24 protein-coding genes are annotated in these 26,910 nt (G+C 61.7%); 12 read left to right on the top strand and 12 right to left on the bottom strand.

Going from position 1 to position 26,910, the window contains the following annotated elements:
• Positions 1-41: 41 nt before the first annotated feature.
• The 4 genes from galE to D3870_RS23170 all read right to left on the bottom strand — a co-directional run bounded on the left by galE (position 42) and on the right by D3870_RS23170 (position 6,132).
• A complete protein-coding gene (galE, locus tag D3870_RS06815) occupies positions 42-1,067 on the bottom strand; it encodes a UDP-glucose 4-epimerase GalE (protein ID WP_119741781.1) in 1,026 nt (341 codons plus the stop codon).
• Positions 1,068-1,198: 131 nt separating this feature from the next.
• Positions 1,199-2,845 (bottom strand): FAD-dependent oxidoreductase, encoded by a 1,647-nt coding sequence (locus D3870_RS06810; protein WP_119737740.1) that lies wholly within the window; start codon positions 2,843-2,845, stop codon positions 1,199-1,201.
• 135 nt (positions 2,846-2,980) lie between these two features.
• On the bottom strand, positions 2,981-5,236 hold the full coding sequence (locus D3870_RS06805; RefSeq protein WP_242489889.1) for a polysaccharide biosynthesis tyrosine autokinase: 2,256 nt from the start codon (positions 5,234-5,236) through the stop codon (positions 2,981-2,983).
• 149 nt (positions 5,237-5,385) lie between these two features.
• On the bottom strand, positions 5,386-6,132 hold the full coding sequence (locus tag D3870_RS23170) for an SLBB domain-containing protein (RefSeq protein ID WP_340638436.1): 747 nt from the start codon (positions 6,130-6,132) through the stop codon (positions 5,386-5,388).
• On the opposite strand from D3870_RS23170, the gene D3870_RS23165 reads away from it, so the two are divergent.
• Positions 6,131-6,436 (top strand): hypothetical protein, encoded by a 306-nt coding sequence (locus D3870_RS23165; RefSeq protein ID WP_340638435.1) that lies wholly within the window; start codon positions 6,131-6,133, stop codon positions 6,434-6,436. The two genes, D3870_RS23170 and D3870_RS23165, sit on opposite strands and share 2 nt — an antisense overlap.
• A 725-nt stretch (positions 6,437-7,161) precedes the next feature.
• Here the strand turns inward: D3870_RS23165 and D3870_RS06795 are convergent.
• A complete protein-coding gene (locus D3870_RS06795) occupies positions 7,162-7,818 on the bottom strand; it encodes a TetR/AcrR family transcriptional regulator (protein ID WP_119741777.1) in 657 nt (218 codons plus the stop codon).
• Positions 7,819-8,024: 206 nt separating this feature from the next.
• Here D3870_RS06795 and D3870_RS06790 point away from each other — a divergent pair, with 206 nt between their 5' ends.
• From D3870_RS06790 to D3870_RS06765, 6 genes are all read left to right on the top strand, one after another.
• On the top strand, positions 8,025-9,317 hold the full coding sequence (locus D3870_RS06790) for an NAD(P)/FAD-dependent oxidoreductase (protein ID WP_119741775.1): 1,293 nt from the start codon (positions 8,025-8,027) through the stop codon (positions 9,315-9,317).
• Between the two features lie 144 nt (positions 9,318-9,461).
• Positions 9,462-10,085 (top strand): paraquat-inducible protein A, encoded by a 624-nt coding sequence (locus D3870_RS06785; RefSeq protein ID WP_119737738.1) that lies wholly within the window; start codon positions 9,462-9,464, stop codon positions 10,083-10,085.
• Positions 10,082-10,732, top strand: coding sequence for a paraquat-inducible protein A (locus tag D3870_RS06780; protein WP_119737736.1), 651 nt, complete (start codon positions 10,082-10,084; stop codon positions 10,730-10,732). Before D3870_RS06785 ends, D3870_RS06780 begins: the two co-directional genes overlap by 4 nt.
• Entirely contained in the window at positions 10,725-12,356 is a 1,632-nt protein-coding gene (locus D3870_RS06775; RefSeq protein WP_119737734.1) for a PqiB family protein, read from the top strand. The genes D3870_RS06780 and D3870_RS06775 overlap by 8 nt, the downstream gene beginning before the upstream one ends.
• Positions 12,353-13,021: a PqiC family protein gene (locus tag D3870_RS06770; protein ID WP_119737732.1), complete on the top strand. Its 669-nt coding sequence runs from the start codon at positions 12,353-12,355 to the stop codon at positions 13,019-13,021. The genes D3870_RS06775 and D3870_RS06770 overlap by 4 nt, the downstream gene beginning before the upstream one ends.
• 63 nt (positions 13,022-13,084) lie before the next feature.
• The gene (locus tag D3870_RS06765; protein WP_119737730.1) at positions 13,085-14,743 is read left to right on the top strand and encodes a Na+/H+ antiporter; all 1,659 of its coding nucleotides are present in this window, start codon (positions 13,085-13,087) and stop codon (positions 14,741-14,743) included.
• 37 nt (positions 14,744-14,780) lie between these two features.
• On the opposite strand, the gene D3870_RS06760 is transcribed toward D3870_RS06765, so the two are convergent.
• From D3870_RS06760 to D3870_RS06735, 6 genes are all read right to left on the bottom strand, one after another.
• On the bottom strand, positions 14,781-17,294 hold the full coding sequence (locus D3870_RS06760) for an ABC transporter permease (RefSeq protein ID WP_119737728.1): 2,514 nt from the start codon (positions 17,292-17,294) through the stop codon (positions 14,781-14,783).
• Positions 17,294-17,878, bottom strand: coding sequence for a DUF4126 domain-containing protein (locus D3870_RS06755; protein ID WP_119737726.1), 585 nt, complete (start codon positions 17,876-17,878; stop codon positions 17,294-17,296). Before D3870_RS06755 ends, D3870_RS06760 begins: the two co-directional genes overlap by 1 nt.
• Positions 17,871-18,239, bottom strand: coding sequence for a hypothetical protein (locus D3870_RS06750; RefSeq protein ID WP_119737724.1), 369 nt, complete (start codon positions 18,237-18,239; stop codon positions 17,871-17,873). The genes D3870_RS06755 and D3870_RS06750 overlap by 8 nt, the downstream gene beginning before the upstream one ends.
• Before the next feature lie 150 nt (positions 18,240-18,389).
• Complete coding sequence (locus D3870_RS06745; RefSeq protein WP_119737722.1) at positions 18,390-19,418, bottom strand: adenosine deaminase; 1,029 nt, start codon at positions 19,416-19,418, stop codon at positions 18,390-18,392.
• A gap of 344 nt (positions 19,419-19,762) precedes the next feature.
• Complete coding sequence (locus D3870_RS06740; protein WP_119737721.1) at positions 19,763-20,155, bottom strand: TraR/DksA family transcriptional regulator; 393 nt, start codon at positions 20,153-20,155, stop codon at positions 19,763-19,765.
• Between the two features lie 105 nt (positions 20,156-20,260).
• Positions 20,261-21,274, bottom strand: a complete 1,014-nt coding sequence (locus tag D3870_RS06735) for an SDR family oxidoreductase (protein ID WP_119737719.1) — start codon at positions 21,272-21,274, stop codon at positions 20,261-20,263.
• A 194-nt stretch (positions 21,275-21,468) separates the two neighbouring features.
• Here D3870_RS06735 and D3870_RS06730 point away from each other — a divergent pair, with 194 nt between their 5' ends.
• The 3 genes from D3870_RS06730 (at position 21,469) to D3870_RS06720 (ending at position 23,213) form a co-directional block, all read left to right on the top strand.
• Positions 21,469-22,161 (top strand): SOS response-associated peptidase, encoded by a 693-nt coding sequence (locus tag D3870_RS06730; protein ID WP_119737717.1) that lies wholly within the window; start codon positions 21,469-21,471, stop codon positions 22,159-22,161.
• Positions 22,162-22,228: 67 nt separating this feature from the next.
• Positions 22,229-22,867: a hypothetical protein gene (locus tag D3870_RS06725; RefSeq protein WP_119737715.1), complete on the top strand. Its 639-nt coding sequence runs from the start codon at positions 22,229-22,231 to the stop codon at positions 22,865-22,867.
• A 67-nt stretch (positions 22,868-22,934) separates the two neighbouring features.
• Positions 22,935-23,213: a hypothetical protein gene (locus tag D3870_RS06720; RefSeq protein WP_119737713.1), complete on the top strand. Its 279-nt coding sequence runs from the start codon at positions 22,935-22,937 to the stop codon at positions 23,211-23,213.
• 117 nt (positions 23,214-23,330) lie between these two features.
• Here the strand turns inward: D3870_RS06720 and D3870_RS06715 are convergent, their stop codons facing one another.
• Complete coding sequence (locus tag D3870_RS06715) at positions 23,331-24,164, bottom strand: SGNH/GDSL hydrolase family protein (RefSeq protein WP_158590396.1); 834 nt, start codon at positions 24,162-24,164, stop codon at positions 23,331-23,333.
• A gap of 522 nt (positions 24,165-24,686) precedes the next feature.
• On the opposite strand from D3870_RS06715, the gene D3870_RS06710 reads away from it, so the two are divergent.
• On the top strand, positions 24,687-25,802 hold the full coding sequence (locus D3870_RS06710) for an acyltransferase family protein (protein WP_119737709.1): 1,116 nt from the start codon (positions 24,687-24,689) through the stop codon (positions 25,800-25,802).
• 133 nt (positions 25,803-25,935) lie between these two features.
• Entirely contained in the window at positions 25,936-26,838 is a 903-nt protein-coding gene (locus tag D3870_RS06705; RefSeq protein WP_119737707.1) for a DMT family transporter, read from the top strand.
• The last annotated feature ends 72 nt before the right edge of the window (positions 26,839-26,910 follow it).

Here is a 26,910-nt window from a genome sequence, read left to right as displayed (position 1 = left end):
ATGCTCCACCGCACGCATCCTGCCTCTCCATTGCGTCCGCGCTATTCGTTGAAGCCGTCCGGATTCGCGCTCTGCCAGCGCCAATGATCGGCGCACATATCCGTCACGCCTTTTTGCGCAGTCCAGCCGAGCCGTTCCTGCGCACCTGCCGGATCGGCATAGCACACCGCGATGTCGCCCGGTCGGCGCGCCACGACCCGATAAGGCACAGGACGTCCGCTCGCCGCCTCGAATGCACGCACCATCTCCAGCACGCTGTACCCGCGCCCGGTGCCGAGGTTGAGCGTGAACCCCTCACCGGAGCGAAAAAGCGCCGCCAGCGCCGCCAGATGGCCTCGCGCCAGATCGACCACATGGATGTAGTCGCGCACGCCGGTGCCGTCCGGTGTCGGATAGTCGTCTCCGAAAACGGCAAGCTGCTCGCGCCGGCCCACGGCGACCTGCGCGATGAAGGGCATCAGGTTGTTCGGTATGCCTCGCGGGTCTTCGCCGATCAGGCCGCTTTCATGCGCACCAACGGGATTGAAGTATCTGAGTGCGCCGATGGCCCATGACGAATCCGATCGTGCGAGGTCCTGCAGAATCTGTTCGACCATCAGCTTCGAGCGGCCATATGGATTGGTGACGGACAGTCGCGCCGATTCGGAAATCGGCACCGACTCGGGGTCGCCGTATACGGTTGCCGAGGAGCTGAACAGGAAATTCTTCACGCCCGCCGCGCCCAGCGCCTCCAGCAGCGTGACCGTGCCGGACACGTTGTTCTCGAAGTACGCGAGCGGCTGCTCGACCGATTCGCCTACCGCTTTCAGGCCGGCGAAGTGGATGGCCGCATCGATGCGGTGCGCCTTGAGCACCGCGTCCAGCGCCTGCCTGTCGCGCACATCCGCCTTGATGAAGGGGATGGCTTTTCCCGTGATGCGTTCGACGCGCTTGAGCGACTGCGGCGAGCTGTTGCACAGATTGTCGAGCGCGACGACTGCATAACCGGCGTTCAGCAGTTCAACGCAGGTATGCGAACCGATGTAGCCAGCTGCTCCGGTAACGAGGATGGATTTGTTTGTTGTCATGTGAAGAGCCGATGTTGTCATAAGCAGGGAGCGCGCGGCGGCAGCGCCGCTGTCCGGCACCGTCGCTGCAAACATCGGATGATAAGCGATTCCATGTGCTGCCAGCCAAACCGCTGCATATGCAGGCAAGGCTACGCGACCCGCACCGAGATATCCGCATCCGCCCGGAGCAATTCCCTCCCGATGCGCTCGGACAGGCGAAACGCCAGCGCAGCCAGCGTGATCGTCGGGAAGTTGGCGCCCGCCGTCGGGAAAACCGAACTGCCGGCGACATACAGGTTCGTCATGTCATGCACCTTGCAATCGCGATCGACCACGCCCTGCTTCGGCGAATCGTGCATTCGCGTGGTCCCCATGTGGTGCCATGTCCCCTCCAGATCCGAGGGCCAGTTCCGACCCTCGAACGGCGGATCGAGATCGACTTCGGCCACACCGCTCTTGCGCATGTCTTCGGCCAGCAGTTCCATGGTGCGGTCGAAGGTACGCTTCACCTTCGATCCGAGCCGCCAGTCCACCCGCACACGGGGCATGCCGAGCTGGTCTATCTGCGTCGGCGACAGCATCACGCGGCTGTTCGGGTCCGGCTCCGGCTCGACAATGAGCTGGAACTGCACGCCCTTGATCAGCCAGCGCGGCTGGTACAGACGCGTGTAACCATAGCCGATGGTATCGAGCGGATGCGTCATCATGGTCAGCAGGTCCCGGGAGAGACTCCAGCCGGACTGCTCCTTCTGCAACAGCGCCTGCTTGCAGCGGAACAGCGCCTGCGCTCCCTCGCTGCCCTCGCCGGGGAAGATCGACGCGAACCACGCGCGCGCATTCAGCAAGCCCTCTTCCGCCAGCACCTCCGGCGTCAGCGCGAACTGGTGGGCGATGCACGTGCCATACGCTGCGACGGCAGCATTCTGATAGTGGTACTTCACGTCCGACAGCTTGTTGCGCGACCATTCCTTGCTGAAGCGGATATTTCCCGAGAACAGGCGCGGATGATCCATGAAGTAGCGCCCGACCAGGTCATTGCCGTTGCCGAGGCCGGACCGCTGCACCTTGTTGGACGCCAGCAGCAGTCGCGCATTCTCGATGCCGCCAGTAGCCAGCACATAGAGCTTCGCCGACACCTCCATCGTCCTTCCGCTCAAGGTGGCCACCTCGATGCGCGTGACCGTGCGGGCGGCGGTATCGGTGTCGATGTTGGTCGCATTCGCGTACAGGTAGACGCGCACGTTGCCCGAACGTTTGAGCACATCGCGGTAGAGCTTGCCGAAGCGTGCCGGCGGACTGAACTGCGAAATGGTGTCGCGGATCTTGCCGGTGACAAGCGGCATGCGGCGCACATCCGGCCGTCCGATGGAGCGCTCCCAGAAATCCGGTTCGAAGTTGTTCGGCCCCAGCTTGAGAAGCTTGTGCGTGCGCGCATAGTAGGGCAGCAGCTCGTCCAGTCCGAACGGCCAGCCGCTGTTGGCGATCCAGTCGCGCTTTTCGAAATCCCAGGGGTCCAGCGGACGGCACCAGCCGCCCCAGCAGTTGCTGCTGCCACCCAGAAAGCGGCTGCGGCTGCCGTCGGAAAAATTGTAGGGCCATTCACCCACGTCCTCGCCACGGCACAGATCGCGTGTGTCGTCGTCCGGATTGAATCCGCCACTCTCAAGAAGGACGACGTCGATGCCCTGCTTGTCCAGCTCCATCGCCAGCGTGATGCCTGCCACGCCGCCGCCTATGATGCAGACCGATGTCTCGACTACGGAACCTTCTTCAACATGTCGTGTATCGATGAACATTGTTGTTCTTGCCTACCCTGGTTGAGAAATTCTCCGGCCGCACGCATGCATCCACACATTGATCAGCACACTGCTGCGGCATTGCCCCTGCTCCGCTCCCGCGCAAGACGAGGCATGCGCGGGCAAGTGCATCGTTCAGGACGCCGTGATGAGCGGCGTGTCGCCGGCGGACGACTGCGAGTATTTGCCGTATCCATAGCCATAGCCGTAGCGTCCCGGCCGCAGTTTCAGATCGTTGAACAGAATTCCCTTGGCCGCCAGACCTGCCTGTGCGAGGCGCTTCATCGACTCGCTGATCTCGATGGCGGTCGTGACACCGGCGCGGGTCATGATGTAGATCGCGCCCGCATGCGAGCCGATGATCATCGTGTCGGCCACTGCGAGAATCGGCGGTCCGTCGACCAGCACGAGATCGTAGCTGCCGGAGAGCTGCTGCAGATATGCGCCGAGGTTCGGACGCAACAGCAGTTCGGATGGATTCGGCGGCAAGGTGCCGGTCGAGATGAAATCCATGTTCTCGATCACACCGCGATGCACCACCTGATCGAGGCGGCGCGCTCCGGCGAGCGCGTCCGACAAACCGTCCTGGCGGCCGAAACCGAAGTACAGATGCAGCAGGCCGTTGCGCAAATCGGCATCGACCAGCAGCACGCGCTTGCCGGTCGCCGCCATGATCGCGGCGAGGTTGGCGGAGACGAAGGACTTGCCCATGCCGGGCGTGGCCCCCGTGATCAGCACGATGTTGTTCTTGAACTGCGGCAGCGAGAACTGCAGCGCGGTGCGGAAATTGCGCAGGCTCTCCACCGCGATGTCGTTGGACGAGACGCTGGCAAGCAAAGGCACCTTCTGCTGGCGGGTATTGACCGCCTCGTACAGCTCCTTCTGCTTCTTGCTGTGCGGGATGGTGGCGAATACCGGCACGCCGGCGATGCTCTCGACCTGCTCCGGCGTATCGATACCAGCGCGCAGCGATTTCCTGAAGAACGCGACCATCATGCCGAGGAACAGGCCGCTCAGCACGGATAGCGCGAGGATCATCGGACGGTTCGGCTTGACCGGTTTTTCCGGCATCAGAGGCATATCGACCAGACGCACGTTGCTGACCTTGCCCATCGACACCAGGCGCAATTGCTGCGCGGTGTTGAGCATCGCGGTGTACAGCTCGGTGTTGACCTTCACCTCGCGTTGCAGGCGCAGCAGATTCTGCTCGATCATCGGCAGCGTCTTGATGTGCTCGTTCATGCTGTTGATCTGACCGTTGATTTCCTTGAGCTGGCTATCGATGCCTTGCACCAGCGGATGCTCGGTGGTGTAGCGCGCAAGCAGCTCGATCTTCTTCTGCTGCAGGTCCATCTTCCTCAGCTTGGCGGCAGCCGATTGCTGCAGGTTCAGTTTGGATTCCTCGGCCAGATCGATGGTGCCGTTGGCGTTGCGGAACGCGTTGTACTTGGCCTCCGCCTGCTCCAGCTGCACCTTCAGGTCAGGCAGCTGCTTGTTCAGATAGGCGAGCGATTTCTCGGCTTCCTCGGTCTTGCGCGAAGCGTTCTGCCGCATGTATTCCTTCGAGATTTCCGCGAGGACGCTGTGGATCTGCTTCGGGTTGGATCCTTGCATCGTGACGCCGATCACGCCGGACTGCTTGCCTCCCAGTTCGGAAACCGTCATTGATTTCTGGATGCTCTCGATCGTGCCGAGGCGGGACGTGCGTGTCAGCAGAAATTGCGCGCCGGCCTTCGCTTGCAATTGATCGATGCGCAGTTCGATATTGCCCTGCGGCGTTTCGAACGTCAGCGGCGCACCGATCGCGCCCTTGAGTTCGAGATCGCTTTCCTTCTGGCTCATGCGGAACTGGCCGTTGCCCTCCGCCGTCAGCACGAACTCGCGGTTCTGCAATGCTTCGGGCACATTGAACACCGCCACATCGATTTTCTCCGAGCCCCACACGTAACCGCCATAGCCCAGCAAGCCGGGAACCGACAACTGATTGTTGTGGTCCGCGACCCATGAACCGATCACCGGAAAGTACTTCGGCTGCGCATTGATATACAGCCGCAGGTTATCGACCGCGCGCGACACCACCATGCGCGAGCGCAGCAGCTCCATTTCGGACATGGCCATCGTCTTGACGTTGAACATCGAGTTCACGTCGCCGATGATGTTCTTGGACTCCTTCTGGCCTTCTTCCTCGACATGGATCACCAGATTCGCCTCGTACACCGGCCTTGCCAGGAATGCATAGGCCGCGCCGATCAGCGTGATCACGAATGCAATGCCGGCGATCAGCCAGCGGCTTTCCCAAAGGATGTCGAGATAGGTTGCCATCTCGATCTCTCCTTCATCCTGCCGGTAGGACGCGGGGCCGGTTAACTGGGGTATGGATTGATTCATCATGGATTGTCTGCCCGTGGTTATTACTTACATGAAACGGTCTTCAAACTCATCAGCGCGGCATCCGCAGGCAAAAAGACCAGCCTGAACGCGCTTCAATGCGACGTACCTCATCTTGCAATTGTTGACACCGATTGCCGGACGCGACCTCATCAGCGTGCCGGCGTCGTGATCGGAGAGACCGCACCGACCGCCGACGACAATGCGCCCGGCAGGATCATGCTGATGGTGCGGTGCCAGTTCGCCAGCGGCGTCGCTGCAACGTAGACGACGTCCTTGGGATGCAGTTCGAACCCTTCCGCCATCGCCAGCGCACCCGGCTTGCTGCCGTCGAGCTGATAGACGACCTGGTCGGTCCCGCTCTTGCGCACGACGTAGATCTGGCTGCCGTCGCCGCTCAAGGGATTGACGCCGCCCGCCTCGCCCAGCGCCTCGTTGAGCGACAGCCGTCCGTTGTACATCGGCAGCGCGCGCGGCGCGACCACTTCGCCGGACACGAACACCTTGCTTTCGTCGCGCGACCTCACACGCACCACGTCACCGTCGGCGAGCAGGATGTTGGCGGGGTTGACGCCGCGCTGCACGAGTTGCGGCAGATTGATCAGGTAATTGGTACCGGCGCGATTGACGACGATCTGGCTTTGATCGCCCGCCGGTAGCACGCCGCCGGCGCGATTGATCGCCTCGACCAGCGTCATCGTGATGTCATTGATCGCCTGCAAGCCAGGCGTCTTGACTTCGCCATCGACATAGACGCGCTTGCTGCGGAACGACTGTACGCGCAAGGTCACCTTCGGCTGCTTGAGGTAGCGGGCCAGTTTGGTGGCGAGCAGATTGCGCGCCTGGTCCTGCGTCAGCCCCGCGACCTTGATCGTGCCGGCATAGGGAAACTGGATCATGCCGTCGTTGTCGACGATGAAACCGGCCGGAGGTCGCCGCAGCCACCGATGCATCCGCACCGGTGCCCGCATAGCCACCTGCGGCGATGGTCGCGCTATTGCTCAATTCGGGATGATCCCAGACGACGATCGACAGCACATCGCCGTTGTCGATCTTGTATGCCGACGCCTTGCCGAGCAGGCTGCTGATATCCTGGCTGACCTGCTTCTCGCGCACTTCGCGCTCCACCTTCACCAGCTGCGGCGTGATCTGCTTGAGGACCGCATTGCCCATGTCCGCGTTCGCGCCGGACTGCTGCGATGAGGAGTTGGTGCCGGAATTGTTGAACTGCATGCCGGGTGCGGTGGACGCGCAAGCGGCAAGCCACGGCACGACAACAAGCGCACTCCATTTATAAAGCAATGCTTTGGACGAGAACCGCATACGATTACCCCACGTGATGAGTGCAAGACTGCCAGCGCGATCGATGGCATGTGCACTGATTGAACAAGCCCGGTTTCAATCGCCTGCCGGACTTCGTAAAAAGAACGATGCAATGCGCGCTCTGCGGCAGACGGCTCGCTCATGGCTCGCACATGCGTTGCCTGATGACATTGCAAAAAATTATCTTCTCTTCAACTTTACGTAAGCTGGCCTTGAGCGTTTTTGACACGTATCAACCGGAAACAAGATATAAGTTCTGCAATGTGCAACCGTTTGTCACATCCTCTGTCGAGGCGCACCACTGCGTCCTTCTCGCGATAAAACAGGTCACCCTCAATGTCTTGCGGGGTCGACCGATGTCTCTATTCCGTCACGTTGCGCCGGTTCAAGCGGCGATGACGTAGTTAAAAGGTAGGAGAAAAATGCGACGTGAACCTTGCGCAAAAGCATGTAATCGCTTTGCGGAATTTAATCCTTGTTAAAACAAGGTATCGCGGGAGGGAAATGGGAATGGCAAAGGGATGGACGTGCACACTTCCCGGCCGGGGAATGACACGTCCGAATGACACGACCATATGGCCCCCCTTCCGAAGGGGTCTGAATCCTCAGCGTGGCAACGCGCCGGCGTCCGGCCCCAGCATGCAGAGAACACTGTGCAGGATCGCCGCCTCAAACAACTCCGGCTCCTCCGACAGCGTCGAAAAATCCTTCAGGACATGACGATAGGAAATTGTCATCACCACCGCGTTGGCAAGAAGCGCGTACAGGATTTCCGGGTCTTGGCGCGCGATTGCGCCGCACTCTATCGCATCGGTCAGCAGCGGCAAAAACGCATCATGGTACGGACGCACCAACCGCTGCATCAACACTTCGAGACGCTCACCCTGCTCGGTTGCCGCTCTGGAAAAGAACATGCCCCACTCCGGTTCCTGACAGCTTTCCCGAACCAGCAGTTGCAGAGCGTGCATCACACGCGTCCGCGCATCCAGATCGGTACGGCTGCGCAATAGCGTCAAGGACGACGCCATCGCGCTGACCTGGTTGGCGAGTTGATCGACGACAGCCAGCCACAGCGCCTCCTTGGAACCGTAGTAATGGGCGACCAGTGCCGGGTCGACGCCTGCTGTCTTGGCAATGGCGCGCGCACTCGCGGCGTCGAATCCAAGGCGCGCGAACGCCGACCGGGCATGGTTCAGCAATACGGCAGCGGCAGCCAGATCGGGGCCGCGCGGGCGCCCCTTGGCGCGGCGCGTGGGCGCCATTGCACCATCCGGCGCCGTCGTGTTCTCAGGTTCGGCATGCGCATCCGGGGCAGTGACCACAGTGCGTCGGGCGGGGGATGACGGTTTCATTGGACGAGTAGAGAGAGTAAAGGGAGCGGTTAGTGATCGGGCATATTCATCACGTGATGAATTACGAGTATAATAGCGCACATCAAGCCATGCAGGCTGCATTACAGGATCATTTCATGAACCCTATTCGAAAAATCCTCATTGTCGGCGGCGGGGTTGCCGGCCTGAACCTGGCGACCAAACTGGGCGACCAGCTGGGTCGGATCGGCAAGGCAGAAATCACGCTGGCCGACCGCAGCCCGACACATATCTGGAAGCCGATGCTGCATACGATTGCCGCCGGCACATGGGATGTCCAGCAACAGCAAGTCAGCTACATTGCCCATGCCAGCGAGCATCATTTCACCTATCAGCCGGGCGAGATGTGCGGGCTGGATCGCAGTGTTCGCGAAGTCACGCTGGCACCGCTGGAGATGCCGGACGGCGAAGTGATCGTCGGCCAGCGCACGCTCGGGTATGACGTGTTGATCCTTGCCATCGGCAGCCGCGCCAACGATTTCGGCGTGCCCGGCGTCACCGCGCACTGTCATTTCATCGACAGCCAGGCGCAGGCCGAAGCCTTCAACCTGACACTGCGCGGCCGCATCCTGCGCAGCGTGGTGAACGATGAAATTTTGCGCGTCGCCATTGTCGGTGGCGGCGCCACGGGCGTGGAGCTGTCGGCCGAGCTGAGTCGGCTGCTGGAACTCGCGGCCAGCTATGGCGATGCAAACATACGCGATCGCCTGCACCTGACCTTGCTGGAAAGCGGGTCGCGAATCCTGGCGGCATTTCCAGAGGAAGTCTCGACGCACAGCGCCGCGCAACTGAGGAAGATCGGCGTCGCGCTGCACGCGGATACGCGCGTGGTCGGCGCCGAAGCGGAGGGCTTCCGCCTCGCCGACGGCAGCCTGGTCGCGGCCGACCTGATGGTCTGGGCCGCAGGCGTGAAGGCAGCCGATTTTCTGACGAGGCTCGACGGACTGGAGGTGAACCGGAGCAATCAGGTTCTGGTCAAACCGACCATGCAAACCCTGACCGATCCGCACATCTTCGTGCTCGGCGATTGCGCCAGCCTGACGCCGGAGGAAGGCGCACGTCCCTTGCCGCCCACCGCCCAGGTCGCCAACCAGCAAGCCGACCACCTCGCGCGTCACCTGGAGAGCTGGCTGGAAGGAGGCACCTTGCCGGATTTCGTGTTCAAGGACCTCGGCTCACTGGTATCCCTCAGTCAATACAACGCTTTCGGCACGCTCGGCAAGTTCGGTTTCTTCAAGGGCGGTTTCATACGCGGGCATTTCGCGCAACTGAGCCACACTTATCTGTACCGGCGGCACCAGATCGGCCTGCACGGCATGGTGCGGGCGGGCGCGATGTGGCTGGCGGAACGGATCAACGGACTGGTCCGGCCCCGCATTCGCCTGAGTTAAGAATCAAGCACTGAGCTAAACACTGATCTGAATCAAACATGCAGGGAACGCCTCATACCGACAAGCAAAAAAGCGCGACCCCAACTCGGCTCCACTCTCCTGTCGGCGCCAACGCGCGTCGGCGCACCTCCCATTCAAACCACGATGCGCGCCGTTGCTGACGCCATCGCTTGCGAGGGCTGCGACGCCATCTATCGACGCCATCCATTGGCGAGCGGCGAGATCGCGCGCTGCGCTCGCTGCGGAACCGAACTGGATCGCCACCCCGGACGCCGGACCGGACGCATGTTGCCATTGACGATCGCCTGCCTGATCCTGTTCGCCATTGCCAATCTCTTCCCCATCGTGCGAATCGAAATGCGTGGCATGCACAGCGAGACGACGCTGATCGGCGCGGTAGCGGCGCTTGCCAGCGAAGGCATGTCGCCGATTGCCTTGCTGGTGCTGGCGACCACCATCTTTTTTCCCTTGCTATATCTGCTCATTCTCTTGCATATCTTTCTGCCTCGACGGCAAGCGCGCCGCCCCGCCGGTTTCAACATTCTGGTGCGTGCCATCCAGGGTGTGCGCCCCTGGGGCATGATCGAAGTCTTTCTGCTCGGCGTGCTGGTCGCCATCGTCAAGCTGTCGAACATGACCAATGTCTTGCCGGGCGTCGCCTTGTGGGCTTTCATCGCGCTGACAATACTGCTGACCGTGCTCTTGTCGTTCAGTCCGCGCTTCTTCTGGAAAATGGCGTTTGCGCCCCAACCGGGGCCGCAGCGATGAACCACCCACTGACAGCGGCACGGCTGGGCATGATGTCCTGCCACAACTGCGGCACGCTCTGGCAAGGCGCAGTCGCGAACGACGCCTGCGAACGCTGCGGCACGCGCCTGCATCTGCGCAAACCCGCCAGCCTGCACCGGACGTGGGCCCTGCTGATCACCGCCTGCATCCTGTACATCCCGGCCAACCTCTTGCCGGTGATGATCACCCGGACCTTGCTCGGCACGCAGCACGACACGATTCTCAGCGGCGTCATTTACTTCTGGGTGAGCGGTTCATTCGGACTGGCCGCGATCGTGTTCATCGCCAGCTTCCTGGTGCCGCTGTTCAAGCTGGCCACGCTGATCCTGATCACGGCAACGGCACAGCGACGCAGCAACTGGCGCCGCCTCGAACGCGCCCGGCTCTATCGCATCATCGAAACGATCGGGCGCTGGTCCATGCTCGACATTTTCGTGATCGCCCTGCTCGCAGGCCTGGTGCGCATTCACGGATTGGCCGAAATCACTGCCGGATGGGGCATCGCCGCATTCGGCGGGGTCGTGGTGCTGACCATGCTGGCCTCGCTCAGTTTCGATCCGCGCCTGACATGGGATGAGCGCGAGCCGGCGCTTCCAAATACAAAAACGAAGGAACACCATGGATGAAGTCAAACCCGACGCCCCGATTCCCGACTTGCCGACGCCGCAGGTGGCCAGGCAGCGCAACTGGCTGCCTTCGCTGATCTGGCTGATCCCGCTCGTCGCCGCGCTGGTGGGCATCGCGCTGGTGGTCAAGGTCCTGAGCGAGCGCGGGCCGGTCATCACGATCACTCTGCGCAGCGCGGAAGGACTGGAAGCCGGCAAGACCAAGGTGAAGTACAAGGATGTCGACATCGGCACCGTGCAGACCATTGCGCTGGCCAGGGACCTCTCACATGTGCTGGTCACCGTGCAGTTGCAGAAGGAGGCGGAGAAGTTCACCGCTGCCGACACCCGCTTCTGGGTTGTGCGACCGCGCATGGAAGCATCGGGCATTTCGGGATTGAGCACGCTGCTGTCGGGGGCCTACATCGGCGCGGATGCCGGCAATGCAAAGGAGTCGGGCAAGACCTTCACCGGGCTGGAGACGCCGCCGATCGTGACGCGCGATTCATCCGGCCTGCAGTATGTGCTGCATGCCGGCGACATCGGCTCGCTGGACATCGGCTCGCCGGTCTACTTCCGCCGCATCAAGGTGGGGCAAGTGACGGCCTTCGAACTGGATCCGGACGGAAAAGGCGTCACGCTGCGCATCTTTGTGAATGCGCCTTATCAGGCCTTTGTCGGCGCCAATACCCGTTTCTGGCATGCCAGCGGCTTCGACGTGGAGATCAATGCCAGCGGCGTGAAGCTGCGCACGCAATCGCTGGCGACCGTGGTGCTGGGCGGCATCGCCTTTCAGGCGCCCGGCGACAGCATGGGGCCCATCGCGCCGGAGAACACCTCATTCACCCTCGCCGCCGATGAAAGCCTTGCGATGAAAGAGCAGGATGGCCCGTCCCAGACCATGCTGCTGTACTTCAATCAGTCGCTGCGCGGCCTGACGCCGGGTGCGGCAGTCGATTTTCGCGGCGTGATCATCGGCGAAGTCATCTCGATCGGCGTCGACTTCGATGCCAGGACGCGCGAATTCCGCATGCCGGTGCTGGTGCAGGTCTATCCGGACCGGCTGCGGCGCCGATACCTCAATGCAGAGCAGCAGCCGCGCTACACCCAGCAACAGTATCTGCAATTCATGGTCCAGCGCGGATTGCGGGCGCAACTGCGCACCGGCAACCTGCTGACGGGACAGTTATACGTGGCGTTCGACTTCTTCCCGGCATCGCCGCAGATGCACATCGACACGACGAAAACGCCGCTTGAGCTGCCCACGGTACCGAACAGCCTGGACGAGATCCAGACGCAGCTCTCCGACCTCGCGAGCAAGCTCAACAAGGTTCCATTCGACAAGATCGGCGCGGATCTGCAAAAGACGCTGGGTTCGCTCAATCGCACGCTGATCAACGCCGAAACCTTGACGAAAAGCCTGAATAACGACGTCGCGCCGGAAATGACGGCCGCCATGAAGGATGTGCGCAAGACGCTCAATGCGGCGGAACGCACGCTGTCGGACGAAGCGCCCTTGCAACAAGACTTGCGCGAGACCTTGAAGGAACTGACGCGCTCGGCGGCGTCGCTGCGCATCCTGACCGATTATCTCGAACGTCACCCGGAATCCCTGATTCGCGGCAAAGCCAAGGACAAACAATGACATCCATGAACAGCAGCCGGATCACGCTTGCCATTGCACTGCTGCTTGCCGGTTGCGCGGCGGCACCGATCCGTTATCACACGCTGGCGACTGCGGAACCCGTCACGCCCTCTGCGCCTGCGGCGACGACAAGCCACGCGGGCAAACCGATCTTCATCGAACTGACACCGGTGGCCGTGCCCGAGCGCCTGGTGCGACCGCAACTGGTGGTCCGCCGGCAAGGGAGCGCGCGCGGCAGCGAGCGCATCGATATTCTGGACGACGACCGCTGGTCATCGCCCTTCAACAGCGAATTGCGCGACGCACTCGCCAGCGGCATCGCCGCACGGAGCGACGCAGTGGATGTCACGCACGGCGGCCGTCCGCCGGGGGAAACGGCATACCGCATTGCCGTGCAGTTGCGGCAGTTCGATGCCATACCCGATGCACGTGTCGATGCCACATTCAGCTGGACCATCGCGCGCTCGGACGGCGGCCGTGGCGCCGCCTGCGTGTTGCCCTTGTCGGAAGCGGTCGGCCCGGGTACGGATGCGCTGGTTCAGGGCATCCAGCGTGCGGTTGGTCGCGTCGCGGAACAGATCGCCGCGCAAGTGACGCAACTGCAATCAGGCGCAAGCGCCAACTGCAACCGCCAGGTTCATGTCGATTCGCGAAGTTCGCAATAACCACGATCACCACGATCTGCGGCATGTCCGCTCGACATGCCGTGCATCATTCCATCAAGTCTCATGCACACCATCACTATCGTCCTGATTCTCCTCGTGACGGTGGTCGCCAGCGGTTTCGCCGCGCGGCTGCTGCCTGTCAAGTTGCCGCTGCCGCTCATCCAGATCCTCGGCGGCATCGTCCTGTCCGGCCTGTTCGACGTGAACATTCCGCTCAATCCGGATGTGTTCTTCCTGCTCTTCATCCCGCCGCTGCTGTTCCTCGATGGATGGCGCATACCCAAGGGTGCGTTCGTCCGCGATCTGCACCCCATCCTGACGCTGGCGATCGGACTCGTCGTGTTCACCGTTGTCGGCATGGGATTCTTCATCCACTGGCTGATCCCCGCCGTGCCGATGGCCGTGGCATTTGCGCTCGCCGCGATCCTGTCGCCGACCGATCCGGTGGCCGTATCCGCCATCGCCTCCAGCAACCCGATACCGTCGCGCCTGATGCACATCCTGGAAGGCGAATCGCTGCTCAACGACGCATCCGGACTGGTCTGTTTTCGTGTGGCGGTTGCGGCGGTCATTACCGGCGGCTTCTCGCTGGCCGAAGCCTCCCTGAGCTTCCTGCAGGCGGCCGCCGGCGGCTTGCTGATCGGCCTTGCCGTCGCCTGGGGCATCGGCCTGCTCAACAAATGGCTGGTGACCCGGGTCGGCGAAGAACCCGGACTGCAAATCCTCATCAGCCTGCTCATTCCGTTTGCCGCCTACATCGCCGCCGAGCATGTGCACAGCTCCGGCATCCTGGCCGCCGCAGCCGCAGGCATGTCCATGCATTACGTCGATCTCGTGGGCCGTCCGCTGGCGGCCACGCGCACACAGCGCGACGCGGTATGGGACACGATGCAAATGGCATTGAATGGTGCGATCTTCGTGATGCTGGGCGCGCAATTGAAGCGCACCCTGGACAGCATGCCCGCGATTGCACGAGAGATTCACATCGCCAGCGACTGGCAGCTCCCGCTGTACGTGGCCGCAATCACGGCGGCGCTCGTCCTGCTCCGTTTCTTCTGGGTCTGGGCATCGCTCAAGCTGACCTTGTTTACACGCAGGCCGAGCGATGTCGAGCGACAGAAACCGCCCTTCCGTCTGATGCTGGTCACCGCGCTGGCCGGCGTGCGCGGCGCGATCACCCTGGCGGGCATCCTGACCATCCCCTTGTTGCTGCCGGACGGCTCTGTATTCCCGGCGCGCAATCTGGTCATCTTCCTCGCGATGGGCGTGATCCTGCTGTCACTGTTGACTGCCAGCGCAGCCCTGCCCTTGCTGACGCGGGGCCTGACATTCGCGCCGCAGGAGCAGACTGTCGATGCGGAAAACCACGCCAGCAGGGCGGCGGCAGAAGCCGCGATCCATCGTATTGAACAGATCGTGGCCGATGCGGCCAACCAGGGAGCGGATCATGACAGCCACGCCGAAGCCGCGGTACGCGTGCTCGATATTTACCGTCGCCGGCTCGACTACGGCCAGAGCAACGGCGACGAAGCCGTCCGGCTGAAGCAGCTGGCCGCCACCGAACGCCGCTTGCTGCTGGAGGCGCTCAATGCCGAACGCGATGAACTCCACAGGCTGCGCGTCGCACGGCAACTGGATGACATGCACTACGAAAAGCTGCTGCGCGAGCTCGACCTGCTCGAAGCTGCATTCACACGCAGCCGGAACAGCAAATCACATTGAAAGCGCGCATCGCGGCGTGCTCCGCCTGACGCGGATTTCACGCCTCGCGCAGCGTCTGCAGGGGCGGCTTCTTCAACACGTTGCGCAGCCCGACAGCACCGCCGACGAAGGCGCAGACCGCGCCTGCGATGAGGCCGGCGACCCACACCAGCGGGTCGAAGGTCCATTCGAAGCTGAACACGTACTTCGACAGCGCCCAGCCGATGGCGGCCGCGCCGGTCGCGGCAAGCACGCCGGACAGGCCGCCCACCAGCGCAAACTCGATCCGCTGCGCCTGCGCCAGTTGCGCGCGCGTCGCGCCGAGGGCGCGCAGCAGGCCCGCTTCGCGGATCCGCTCATCCTGCGAACCGACCAGCGCCGCATACAACACCAGTACGCCGGATGCCAGCGTAAACAAGAACAGGAATTCGACCGCCGTCACCACCTTATCGAGCACGCCCTGCACTTGGCGCAGCACGCTGCCGGTATCGACCACCGTCAGGTTCGGATAGTCGCGCGTCAGTTCGTTGCCGAACTTCAGTTTCGACGGCGGCAGATGGAAGGCCGTGATCCACGTCTGCGGCATGTCCTTCATCGCCTCGGGATTGATGATCACGAAGAAGTTGACCCGCATCGAGCCCCACTCCAGCTTGCGCAGGCTGGTGATGACTGCATCCACCGGTTGACCGGCAATGTCGAAGCGCAGCGTGTCGCCAAGCTTGAGGCCGAGCGTCTTGGCGAGCCCTTCCTCCACCGAGGCTTCCGGCTTGCTGTCGCGCTTGTCCTCTTCAAACCAGCGTCCGGCGACGACCTGGTTCTGCGGCGGAAGTCCGTGCATGGTGGACAGGTTGAATTCGCGGTCCACCAACCTCTTTGCGCGATCCTCCACATAGGTGGTGCCGGTAATCGGCTTGCCGTTCACCTGGATCAGGCGGCCCCGGATCATCGGGTGCAGCAGCGGATGGACAATGCCATTCGCCGCCAGCTGTTTTTCGATGCCGTCCTTCTGGTCCGGCTGGATGTTGATGACGAAGCGGTTCGGCGCATCGGGCGGAGTCGATTCGCGCCATGCCTGCATCAGGTCGCCGCGAATCACCGTCAGCAGCAGCAAGGCCATCAAGCCCAATGCCAGCGCGACGATCTGCACCACGCTCGCAGCTGTTCTGCGCTGCAACGCGGTCACCGCAAAACGCCAGCTCGGATGATTGATCGCCGTGCGCAGCGTGCGCAGGGAACGCAGACTCAACCATCCGACCAGGGCGAAGACCGCGAAGCCGCCGAAGAAGCCCGCTGCCGTCAGCAGACCGAGCTTCAGATTGCCGGCCTGCCACAGCAGCAGCGCGATGAACATCAGCAAACCGAGACCGTAGGTCGCGAGCGTCACCGGCTGCGGCGCATCCTGCTCGCGCCGGATCACGCGGTTGTGCGGCACATTGCGCAACTGCAGAATGGGCGGCACGGCAAAGCCGATCAGCAGCAGCATGCCGGTGGCGATGCCCTGCACCGCCGGCAGCAAGGTCGGCGGCGGGATATCGTTGGCGACCAGCCTGCCCAGCCATTCGAGCAGGACGAAATGCGCGCCGTAGCCGACCGCCACGCCAAGCAGACTGCCCGCGATACCGACCAGCAGGAATTCGATCAGGTAGAGCGAGGTCACCTGATTCTGCGTGAGGCCGAGGCAACGCAGCATGGCGCAGGCATCGATGTGGCGCAGCATGAAGCGGCGCGCCGCCATCGCGACCGCCACCGCTGCCAGCATCGCCGACAGCAGGCCCACCAGCGACAGGAACTGTTCCGCGCGATCCAGCGTCGAGCGCATCTCCGGGCGGCCCGACTCCAGCGATTCGACGCGCACGCCCTTGATGTTTTCGCTGCCGATTTTCGCCACTAGCCATTTGCGATACGCCTCGACCTCCTTGTCCTGCCCGGCGATCTGCAGCCGGTAGGTCACGCGTGACCCATTCTGGATCAGGTTGGTCGCCGCCAGATCGGATGCAGGCAGCATCACGCGCGGCGCGAAGTTCATGAACGACGCGCCACGATCCGGTTCGACCGAAATCAGGTTCGCGATGGTGAAGGTCTTGTCGCCCAGCCGCAGCGTGTCGCCGAGTGCGACATTGAGCGTGCCGAGAAGATTGGCATCGACCCACACCGTATCGGCGGCGGGAATGTCACGCGTCACGACTTCGGTCCCCTGCTCCGGCGAGCCGAGCTTCAGATTGCCGCGCAATGGGTAGCCGGCGGACACCGCCTTGACCGATGCCAGCTGCGACACGGTCTTGTCGCCCTCGCCGGCGATCGCCATGCTGGGGAAGGAGACGGTATCGGCCAGCGTCAGGCCGCGCCGCTGTGCTTCCGCGCGCCACACGCCGTTGATCGGCTGGTCCGCGTTGATCACAAGATCGCCGCCGAGCAGCTGGTGTGCATCGCGGTTCAGCCCGGCGCGCATGCGGTCGACGAAGAATCCGACCGACGACAGCGCGGCAACCGCCACGATCAGCGCAACCAGAAGAAAACGCAATTCGCCCGCGCGCCAGTCGCGCCGGGTCATACGGAGTGCCTGTGAAAACATCAGGTGGAAAGCCTTCTAAAGAGCCAGCGCAGCCCGCGCCATAACTTCGGCATGAGCCATGCGGCGATCAGGAAAAATACTGCGAGAAATACGACCAGCACCCACGGATGATAGAACGCCGCCCACAATCCGGCCATCACCGCAGCGTCCTCCGACGCCGACGCCGTCCAGTTGCTGAACGGTTCCGGCGAGGTATTGATCAGTGCGCGACTGCCGGCCTTGGTCGCATGCGCGCCTGCGGCAAACGTGCCGCCGAGGATGCCCGCCACCGCCGTCCATGCCGGGTCCATGTGCCCCAGCGCGGCCACCGCCAGCACCGCGCCGGCGGGAATGCGGATGAAGGTCTGGATCGCATCCCAGACAGAATCGACACCCGGCACCTTGTCGGCCAGAAATTCCACCACCATCAACGTTCCCGTCGTCACCAGTACCCATGGCGACTCCAGCACCTGCAAGGCCTGCGGCAAATCGATCCAGCCCATTCGGCCGAACCAGCCGGCGATGAACAGCGTCATGTACAGGCGCAGCCCGCTGGCCCAGGACAGGCCGCCGGCCAGCGCTGCGGCGGAAAAGGTATCAGTCATGAGATTCTCCATCTTGCGGCTTGCGCCCGAAGCGCCGGTTGAACACGGGCGACTCGGGTATGGAGGAAGAGCGGGCAACCAGCATCAGGACGCCTGCGGAAATCAGCATCACGGGGATGATGAAGCGCCATCCGAGCCCGTAAAACTGGCGGAAGAAAGACAGCGCGCCGGCAAGGATCAGCAGCGGACCGGCGACGATCGACGACTTCGTGATGCCATCCAGCATCAGGATCGCCGCGCCCGCGCCAGCCAGGCCGAGTATCCACACCCACTGCACGCTCGGCAGCCAGTTCAGGCTGTCGAGCAGCCAGACCGCACCGAGGACGATGAGCACGATGGGCAACGCGGCGTCTTTCATCATGTTCCCTTTGTCACCTTGTCACTTTGTTACGTTGTCGTCCCGACCGCAGATGAAGCGAGGAATCGCTTGTCGCGTGCCGATAGTGGAGAGTCCTCATTGCATTCGGAATGACAAGATCGCGCATCGCGATTGCCATGAGCAAGGCAACGCTCAACGTCCGGCCTGATCCCCGTCAAAAAACGCATCCACCTCGTCCAGATATTTCTGCTTTGCCGCCGTGTCGATGAACGCGGCGGCAAAACTGTTGCGCGCCAGCTGCCGCGCATGTTCCTGCGTCAATGACAGGGCATCGAACAGCGCGAGGAAATTGTCATTGATGTACCCGCCGAAATACGCCGGATCGTCCGAATTCACGGTCAGCGTCACGCCGGCGTCGAGCAGCTTCGCGAAATTGTGCTCGGGCATGCAGTCGAACACGCGCAGCTTGATGTTGGAGAGCGGACAAACGGTCAGCGCAATCTTCTCGCGCGCCAGCCGCTGCGTGAGCGCCGCATCGTCGAGGCAGCGCACGCCGTGATCGATGCGCTCGACATGCAGCACATCCAGCGCGGTCGAAATGTATGCCGGCGGCCCCTCCTCGCCCGCATGCGCCACGAGGTGAAAACCCAGTTCCCGGCATTGTGCGAAGACCCGCGCAAACTTCTCCGGCGGATGGCCGCGCTCGGAAGAATCCAGGCCGATGCCGATGAACTTGTCCCGGTACGGCAAGGCCAGCTCCAGCGTCGCGAATGCCTCTTCCTCCGACAGATGGCGCAGAAAGCACATGATCAATGCGCCGCTCATGTCCCACTGCGCTTTCGCATCCTCCAGCGCGCGGTGGATGCCGTTGATGCATGTGGCGAACTCAACACCGCGCTCGGTATGCGTTTGCGGATCGAAGAAGATTTCCGCGTGCCGCACCTTGTCGGCATGCGCGCGCTGCAGATATGCCCGCGTCATGTCGTAAAAATCCTGCTCGGTCAGCAGCACGCTCGCGCCTGCATAGTAAATGTCGAGAAAGGATTGCAGATCGGTGAACGCATAGGCGCGCCGCAATTCCTCCACCGACGCGTACTTGAGTTCGACACGATTGCGCTCGGCGAGCGCGAAAATCAGTTCCGGCTCCAGCGAACCTTCGATATGGATGTGCAGCTCGGCCTTGGGCATCTGCCGCAGGATGGTGTGGATGTTGTCCGTCATGTAATCGCTCCCTGGTTCACATTGCCGGCAGACTGGCGTGCATCGGGCAGCGAGTCCGGATAGAGAACTGGAAGCAAAGCCGCTGAAATGCATGCTTGCGTCCCGCATATCCGGACCACGCGGAGCATGCGGAGCATGCGCCATGGCCTGCGGGATCATCGCGCCATTTTACGGCCTTAACCACATCTTGCAAAAACAGGGAGGAAGTGAAGGCATTGCTGGCGCACCGACACCCGCAAGAAATATCACGCAGAGACGCAAAGCGGTCATCCCGGCGTGCGCGGGCATGACAAGGTGATCCTGCTTCACGGACATGCGCGCCTGCTGGAACCGCTTGCACGATGCTATAGCGTCGACCCTCGCAGCGCGTCCATATGCGTCTTCTCATACATATCCTGACACGGCGCGCAACGTTCGGCAGTGGGCTGCGCCTCCATCCTGCCGTAGGGGATGTCAGTTTCACAATTGATGCATTGCCCGTAGCTGCCGTTCTCGATGCGTTGGCGCGCCGCACCGATGGCGCGCAACTCCGTCACATCGCGCGTGACCGCTGCATTGCCGAGATCGACCGCAAGATTGGCAAACGAGGAATCGCCGGGGTCCGGCGCTTCGGTGGCGAGATCCACGTAGTCATCCTGCTGCTCGGTCTCGCGTTGCAGATCCGCACGCAATGCCTTCTCCCGCTCGTTCAGCAATTGTGTCAGATGCGCGAGTTGCTTCTGAGTCAGATTTCCCATGACACGTCTTCCCGAAAGTAGAACGTCGAACACAGCCCCTTCCGCTTATATTACTGCGATGCGGGCATTGCGGTTTGGCTTAAATTAAGAGCCTTGGAACAATATTCAGACGGGATGCTGACGCGCACGCCACAAGGCAGCCAGGGCGAGGCCAACGCCCACCCAGAGTGCCATTACCGCCTTCGGATGCATCGCCGCCTTCGTGTACAGGCTGGACTCGAACACGTGTCCTTGATAGCCCTGACGCTCGTACAAGGCCTTGCCCGGCGAATACAAACCGTTCTGGCTGCGGTCGCGCGCCGGCATGCCGGACTTTTGCTGTTTGAACACAAAACGCTTCATGTAGCCGTCCAGCAATCTGGGCGCGTAATGTCCGCCGGATGAAATGAATTTTGCGGCACCGCCGACAAAGATATCGCGTCGGGAATGCTCCGCCGCATGAAGAATCGCATCGGCTGCGACTTCCGGTGCATAGATCGGCGGCGGCAACCTCGGCTCGACGTCGAGATAATTCTTGGCATGCTCGACGAGCATGGTGTCGATGCCGGCCGGCTTGATCAACGTGACCGACACTGGCGCGTTTTCCGCTTCCAGCTCCAGCCGCAGCGAATCGGTGAATCCCTTCACCGCATGCTTGGATGCCGAATAGATGCCTTGCAGCGGCACGGCGCGATCCGACACTTCGCTGCCCAGATTGATCAATGCGCCGCCGCGTTTCTTCAGATGCTCCACCGCAATCAGCGAACCATGCACCACGCCCCAGAAGTTGGTCTGAAACAGGCGTCGCTGATCTTCCAGCGACACGTCCTCGCTGCGGCCGAAAATCGAAATGCCTGCATTGTTGATCCAGGTATCGAAACCGCCGAAGCGATCGATCGCCACCTGTGCGATGCGGCGCACATCGTCTTCGATGCCGACATCGGCAACCGCATAGGCTGTTTGCGCTCCCCGCCTGGCCAGTTCGTAGGAAAGCTGCTTGAGCGCATCTTCGTTGCGCGCCGCCAGCACGAGCTTCGCGCCGCGCTGCGCGGCGCGGCGCGCAGTGGTCAAGCCGATGCCGCTGGTCGCGCCGGTGATGACGACGATTTGATCGGAAAGTTTCTTCAGCCGGATTTTCATCAAGGAACTCCTTTCGCGAACTGCACAATCAGCGAAAATCATGCCCGCTTGATAACACGGGCCGCAGCATGCGTACTGTGGCAGCTTGCGCTGAAATTTTTACCGGATGCATGCGCCTTTTTGCACGAAGACAGCACAGATGCCCATCATGCCCACCATGCGCCTGCCGGTATTCGGTCTTACAATTCCATTCCATGTGCGGACGCTTTGTACTCAAACACAAACCGGCCACTCTGCAGGAGTGGTATCAGGCCGATGACCTGCCCGACTTCGAGGCGCGTTACAACATCGCGCCGACCACCGGCATCGTCGTGATACGCGACACGCCGCAAGGGCGCGCCGGGTCTCTGATGCGCTGGGGCTTGATCCCGTCGTGGGCAAGGGACGCCGCCTCGCTGCCGCTGCTGCACAATGCGCGCGGCGAGACCGTGGCCGACAAGCCGATGTTCCGGCAGGCGTTTCGCAAGCGCCGCTGCCTGATCGCGGCATCCGGGTTCTACGAATGGAAGGCCGTGCCAGGACAGAAATCGAAGCAGCCGTTTTACATCTCGTTCAAGGACGATACGCCCATGTCCTTTGCCGGTCTGTGGGAAAGCAGCCGCACCGCCGACGGCGAACCGCTCGACACCTGCACCATCATCACAACCGGCGCGAACCACATTCTCGAGCCGATCCACCATCGCATGCCGCTCATCCTCGAACGCGCTGACTGGGACACATGGCTCGATCCTGGATTCAACAACACAGAACGCCTGGCGGCATTGGTAAAGCCGTTTGAAGCCGATAAAATGCAGGCGTGGGGTGTGTCGCACGCGGTCAACCGGGTCGCCAACGACGCGCCCGCGCTGGTGCGCCCGATTGCCGAGAGCGATGCCGCGCACCGATGATGCGGCCTCCCCTGGCGGTCATGGCAAATGAACAAGCACCCATTCAGCATTGAGGATTGACGACACCATGCCGGTGATCAACATCACATTAAATGACGACGCGTACAACGCGCTGCAGGACGAATACAGAAAAATGGCGATCGCATGGCCGCGCCCTGGGCGCGCCGCATTGCCGCCCGGCTTCGACGAATGGCTCGCCGCGCGCGCCATCGGCGGTGAGGTCGAAGCGCTTCCCAGAGCGGCCCTTGACGACGTGCGCACCTTCACCGCGATCGAGAAGCTGATCACGCGCCTCGCGCAGCACGGCTTCGGCCTCGCCCATCTCGCCAAGAACGATGCATCGCTTCCCGACGCGGCGCGGGAGTTGAGCGAAAGCCTTGTCGGCGATCTGAACCTGCCATCGCAGCAGCGCAAGCGCATCGAGGAATTGATCGAGTACTACGCAAAGAGCGCAAAGGAAATTGCCGACCTCGGCCGCGTCGGCGTCACCAACCGTGCCTACGGCGCGCTGCATGAAGCCTGCCGCGATCTGGTCGAGCGCACTGGCAGTGCCGTGGACAGACTCGGGGAGGAACGCGGGGTCGGCCGGGCCGAAGGTGCGATTGCGATGCTCGTCAGTCTCGGCGTGATGGACCGCAAGACGGGAACGGAAAAAACGGAGGCGTTCAAGCTGCAGGCGCGCGATTCGAAGAAGCGGAGCGCCTAGGACCGGGAGTTCTTCCGACGACATGACACAAGCGTGTCAGCAGGCTGTCAGAACAAGGAGAAACAACATGACCCACACGAAGAACCAGTTCGGCGTGCCGCAATATCCCGACACCGATGCGCGCCGGTTATTCGTCCTGCTGTCGGCGATCGACCTGCTGGAACGCCCGACCGCCTCCGCCATCGCAGACCTCACCGGCCACGACAAGGAATCGATCGATGACGAAGTACAGAAGCTGCGCGAACAGTACGGCGTGGTGCTGCCCAAGCTCGGCGAAGTCTACCGGATCGAATCGTGGGGCGACGTATTGAAGAAGAATGGCGTGAAGAAGTTTCTCAAGGGGTGATCATGCCAGACGGCTCGCCAGATGCACCGAGCCGCCCTGTACACGCGCCGCACACGCCATGCCCTGCTGCGGCATGGCCATGTTCCGCATCCGCGCAATGCGACGAACCGCTTCAACTCAATTCAGCGTGCAAGTGAAGTTGCCGCACTTCTTCTGAAACTCCTGCGCCGCGAATTGCCCTTTCTCGACATAGACCGCATCGGTTGGATGCAGTCCGTCGGGCACGATTTCCGTGATGCGCCCCTGGTACTTGTTCGACAGGTAGGTGAATTGATCGATGACCGGAGCCTGGATATCGGTTTGCGCGGCGACTTCCCGCATCGCCTGCGCATAGGGGCCGACATCGCCGGCGGTGATCGGATTGGGCGTCTCGAAGATGATTTGCTTTCCGCTTTGCTTGGCGACTCGCGCGATCGAGAACAGGCACTGCTTGTACGTATTCACGTCATACTGCAGCCGATCATTGATCCCGTAATTCACGATCACATGCGTGGCCCTCGATGCGGCCATTCTCTGCTGCCATGATCCGAGGACGGTCACGCCGTCCTGATCCCGGTTGCCGCCATTAAGTAGCTGACAGGCATACGTACTGTCCACGCCTTTGTTGCTCACGGTGTGATTGGGCGTGGCCGGCAACGTCTCATCGAAAGCCTGCGGCGCCGGTTTCGCCGCTTGTTGCTGGCAATTCGTATCCGTTTTGCATCCGCGTATCGTCGAATCTCCATAGTATTCGACGACGCGGGGCGTGTTGTTCGGTGTCGTCGTCGGCGGCGGCGTAGTGGTACCGCCCGGAGTTGTCGTCGGCGGCGTGGTGGTGGTACCGCCCGGAGTTGTCGTCGGCGGCGTGGTGTTCGTGTTCTGCGCTGCGGGCGTTGTCGTTCCCCCTCCTCCACCACCGCAGGACGCGAGCACCAGAGAGAGGAAAAGAAGTGAAGGGTAAGTGATTCGCATCAAACGGGACTCCAAAACGAGATTGAGAAGCTGCGCCGCGCCTTCGCTGTCAAGCAAGAGGTACCTTGAGGATCTTGTCATTGTCTCTATGCGGGCTGATTGAGCTTGCGTAAGGCTGCACAAGAAACAACACCGCTTTCCGCAGCGAATAAGTTGTGCATCGGATCAATTTGCATTGAACAACTTCTTGGAGATGGAAGCGCTTCCAGAGTTCGAAAGAGTTCACGCATTTGTTATCCAATTGCACAGTTTCTTGACATAAGTTCAAAGCATTGCCGGCATGCATGTGGGCGAACGACATTTGAATCACGGCAACTTGATGTGACGCAATGGCGAATTGCGCTCCCACACCAGCGATTGAGTCATCGCAAGCGTGACCAAATGACAACGCGCTAGATTCACTACCAGGACAGAAACCGCAACGGACATGCCGGCGCACCATGGCGCGACATCCCGCCGCGGCGTTTCGGAAACAAGTGGAAATTGCTTTGACAGTTTCGCCAACCGACAGGCGTACCGTGCATGATTAAATCTCTCGAGGGCGGCCGTGGCATTGCAGCGTTGATCGTCGCTCTGTATCACCTGAAGATCGGCATCGACCATTTCTCCACGATCCGCAACGGTTATATCTTTGTCGATCTGTTCTTCGTGTTGAGCGGATTCGTCATCTGCGCTGCGTACTCGCAAAGATTGCGGACGCTCACCGATTGCCAATCCTTTCTGATCCGCCGTTTCGGCCGCCTGTTTCCGCTGCTGGTGTTTTCGACGGTGTTCTACGTGGCGGCGGCAAACATCATCGTGTTCGCCAAGCGCATGGCGATCGCGCACGGATTCGGTGCTTCGCTCAACAATCCCGGCGCGCTCGACTACCTGATTCCCAATTCGCTGGAAATCGTCTCGACCCTGACGATGACGCACGGGCTGGGTGTGTTCGACACGCTGATCCTGAATACACCGAGCTGGAGCATCAGCACCGAGTTCTATGCTTATCTGCTGTTTGCCGCGCTCTGCTTCGTGCTGCGTGGATGGCTGCGCCTTGTGGCGTTTGCAATGCTGGCCTGCATCGGCTTCGCCGTCAGCGTGGCCGCGTCGATCAACGTCCACAACTGCATCGAGACGGGCGGCTGCCTGTCGCTGACCTTCGACTACGGCTTTCCGAGAACCGTGTTTTCCTTCTTCATGGGTGCCCTGACCTGGCATCTCAGCCGCCGCGTCAGCGTCCATGCCAATGCGCTGCAGACGATCGGCTTTGCCGCGCTGGCTGCGACCTTGATGGCGGTGGATGCGGACCACGCAGTGGCATTCGCCTTCCCCTTCATCTTCGCCTTGCTGATTCTGGCGGTATGCAAAGACAGCGGCTGGCTGGCCGCCATCCTGAAAACCCGGCCGTGCCAGGTGCTGGGCGAACGTTCCTATTCGATTTACATGATGCACATGCCGCTGGTGCTGTTTTTCGAGAACGCGGCAAAGCGCGTCGACGGTGTCATCCCGAGCACACTTGTGCTGCTGCTCTACGTGCTCACGCTCGTGGTCGTGTCGGGCTGGACTTACCGGTTCATCGAAGACCCGTTCCGTGCGATGTTCAATCGCATCGCGGCACGACGTTCGCAAACGGCCATCCACCCGGCCAGAGGCTAGTTCTTTCGGCAATAAACAAATCGATGCTGCGGGACGCTCCCGCATTCCCGCAGCCATCCCGCAATGTCGCTGCATCGAATGAGTTGCGCGTTTACAATACGCACTTGTCTATACAACTCAGGGAAGCAGCAAAATGACAACAAGCCGCCAGCCGCTTGACGCATTTGCAATTGCATTGATGATCATGCTGTGCCTGCTGTGGGGCATGCAGCAGGTCGCGGTCAAGGTTGCCGCCGGCGGCATGCTGCCGGTGATGCAGATCGGCGTGCGCTCGCTGGTGGCGGCGCTGTGCGTGTATGCGCTGATCTTTGTGCGCGGCGGCACGGTGTCGATGCGCGACGGCACGTTCTGGCCGGGCATGGCCGTCGGCTTGCTGTTCTCCCTGGAATTTTTCTGCGTGGCGTTCGGCCTGCAATTCACGACCGCCTCGCACATGTCGGTGTTTCTCTACACCGCGCCGATCTTCACCGTGCTGGGACTGCACTGGATCGTGCCGGGAGAGCGGCTGAAATTTTCACAGTGGATCGGCGTGCTGATTGCCTTCGCCGGCATCGGCGTGGCGTTCTCCAACGGCTTTTCCGAACCCTCGCGCGACTGGGTCCATGTATTGATTGGCGACATGCTCGGTGTTGCAGGCGGCGCCTTGTGGGCCGCCACGACCGTGCTGATCAGACGCTCGGCCCTGTCCGAAGCGCCGCCCGCCACCACGCTGCTGTATCAGCTCGGCAGTTCGGGCATCCTCCTGATCGCGCTCGCTGCGCTGATGGGACAAGCCAGCAGTATCTCGATGACAGGCATCGTCTGGACCAGCCTGTTCTTCCAGTCCGTGATCGTGGCATTCATCAGCTACCTGATCTGGTTCTGGATGCTGCGCAAGTATCTCGCTTCGCGCCTGTCGGCATTCTCCTTCCTCACGCCCATGTTCGGCGTCGCCTTCGGCGTGCTGCTGCTGAACGATCCGCTCAGCATGCGCTTTATCGTCGGCGCGGCACTCGTGCTGATCGGTGTGGTGATGGTGAATCTGCGCGGTCGCTGATTCTCCGTCCTCATTGCTTCGCGCCGCGCTCCGGTATCACGAAAGTCATGCCGAAACGCACGCACGTGATCT

The organism is Noviherbaspirillum cavernae, from assembly GCF_003590875.1.
GTDB classification, from domain to species: Bacteria; Pseudomonadota; Gammaproteobacteria; order Burkholderiales; family Burkholderiaceae_D; genus Noviherbaspirillum; species Noviherbaspirillum cavernae.
This window is presented reverse-complemented; position numbering and strand designations above follow the sequence as displayed.